Below are 2,173 nucleotides of genomic sequence, written 5' to 3'. Positions count from 1 at the left end.
GCCAGCTGGACATCGTGGCCGTGGCGCAAGGCCGCATCATCGTGAGCCAGCGCAGCAAGACCCTGCAGCCCCTGGAGACCAGCGTCGTCAAGGCCATCCATGTGCAGGACGGCGCCAAGGTGCAGGCCGGCCAGCTGCTGATCGAGCTGGACGCCACGCTCACCGCGGCCGACGCCGCCCGCGTGGCCCAGGAGCGCGCCGCGGCCTGGTCCGAGAAGCTGCGCGCGCAGGCCGTGCTGCAGGCGCTCTCAGGCGCCGCGCTGCCGGCGATCCAGCCCGTGACCGAGCTGAGCGCCGACGAGCTCGCCGCTGCGCGCACCCAGCTGCGCAGCGACTGGTCCGACATCGCCGCCAAGCAGGCCCGGCTGCAGGCCGAGCTCTCGCGCCGCCAGGCCGAGATCCGCACCGCCGAGCAGACCGTGGCCAAGCTGCAGACCACGCTGCCCCTGGCCCAGGCCCGCGAGAAGGACTACCAGCAGCTCTCCACGCAGGGCTTCATGTCCAGCCACGCCGGGCAGGACCGCACGCGCGAGCGCATCGAGCTGGAGCGGGACCTGGCCACCGCGCAGGCGCGCCTGCAGGAGGCGCAGGCCGCGCTGAAGGAGAGCGAGCACGGCCGGCTGAGCTTCATCGCCGAGACCGAGCGCAGCTGGCGCGACCGCCTGGCGCAGTCAGACCTCAAGACCCGCGAGCTGGGCGAGGAAAGCATCAAGGCCCAGAAGCGCCAGGCCCTGACCCGCCTCATCGCGCCCGTGGCCGGCACCGTGCAGCAGCTGGCCGTGCACACGCCCGGCGGCGTGGTGACGCCGGCGCAGGTCCTGCTGGTGCTGGTGCCCGACGACGCCGAGGTGACCGCCGAAGTCGTGCTGGAGAACAAGGACGTGGGCTTTGTGCGTGAGGGCCAGCAGGTCGAGATCAAGCTCGAAACCTTCCCCTACACCCGCTACGGCACCGTGGAGGCGCAGGTGCGGCATATCAGCGCCGATGCGGTCAATGACGAGAAGCGCGGCGCCATCTTCCCCGCCACCCTGGTGCTGCAGCGCCATCAGCTGGACGTGGACGGCAAGACCATCAAGCTGGCGCCCGGCATGAACCTCACGGCCGAGATCAAGACGGGGAAGCGCCGGGTGATCGACTACCTCCTCAGCCCCCTGCAGCAGCACGTGCAGGAGAGCCTGGGCGAGCGCTGAGCGCGACCCCCGTTCGACTGCGACTTCCCTCCCTTGCCTGGCTTCATCAGGCCTGTTCGCCACTGCTCATGCGCATCCTGCTCATCCACCAGAACTTCCCCGGCCAGTTCCGCCACGTGGCGGCGGAGTGGGCCCGCCGCCCGGGCTGGCAGGTCATCGGCATCGGCCGGGACACCGCGCCGGGCCTGCCCGGCCTGACCGACATCGGCACCGGCCCCGGCGCCCTGCGCCTGATCCGCTACAAACCCCACCGCGGCGTGCACCGCGAGCAGCATCACTACCTGCGCCGCATGGAAGACGCCGTGCTGCACGGCCAGGCCGTGGCGCGCGTGCTGCTGCAGCTCAAGAAGGAGGGCTTCACGCCCGACGTGATCCTGGCCCACCCCGGCTGGGGTGAGACGCTCTACGCCAAGGACGTCTTCCCCCACACCCGCCTCGTGCACTACTGCGAGTGGTTCTACAACACCCCGCCGCTGGACGGCCTGGACCAGCTCGACCGCGCCACCTGGCCCTATGCCGACGTGGGCTTCGACCCCGAGTTCCCCGTCACCTTCGACGACCTCGCGCGCATCCGCAGCTGGAACGCCCTGCACCTGCTGAACCTGCAGAACTGCGATGCCGGCATCAGCCCCACCCACTGGCAGAAGGCCCAGCACCCCGCGGCCTACCTGGACAAGATCACGGTGGCGCACGAGGGCATCGACACCGAGAACCTGGGGCCGGACCCGGACGCCGTCATCAAGACCCCCAGCGGCGAGATCCTCAAGGCCAACGACCCTGACAAACCCGTCATCACCTACGTGGCCCGCAACCTGGAGCCCTACCGCGGCTTCCATACCTTCATGCGCGCGCTGCCGGCGGTGCAGCGGGAGCACAGGAACGCGCATGTGGTGATCGTGGGGGGTGACGATGTCAGCTATGGGGCGAGGCCCAAGGACGCGAAGAACTGGCGGGAAAAGATGCTGGCCGAGGTGGGGAGCCAG

At 70.3% G+C, this 2,173-nt stretch carries 2 protein-coding genes; both read left to right on the top strand.

Going from position 1 to position 2,173, the window contains the following annotated elements; translation table 11 throughout:
- A partial coding sequence (locus ABDJ40_RS24505) for an HlyD family type I secretion periplasmic adaptor subunit (protein WP_347613709.1) occupies positions 1 to 1,190 on the top strand: 1,190 nt, incomplete at its 5' end.
- A 68-nt stretch (positions 1,191 to 1,258) separates the two neighbouring features.
- Positions 1,259 to 2,173, top strand: a 915-nt coding sequence (locus ABDJ40_RS24500; RefSeq protein WP_347613707.1) for a glycosyltransferase family protein, incomplete at its 3' end; no start/stop codon positions are given.

This window comes from Roseateles flavus (assembly GCF_039872765.1).
Taxonomy (GTDB): Bacteria; Pseudomonadota; Gammaproteobacteria; order Burkholderiales; family Burkholderiaceae_C; genus Roseateles_B; species Roseateles_B flavus.
This window is presented reverse-complemented; position numbering and strand designations above follow the sequence as displayed.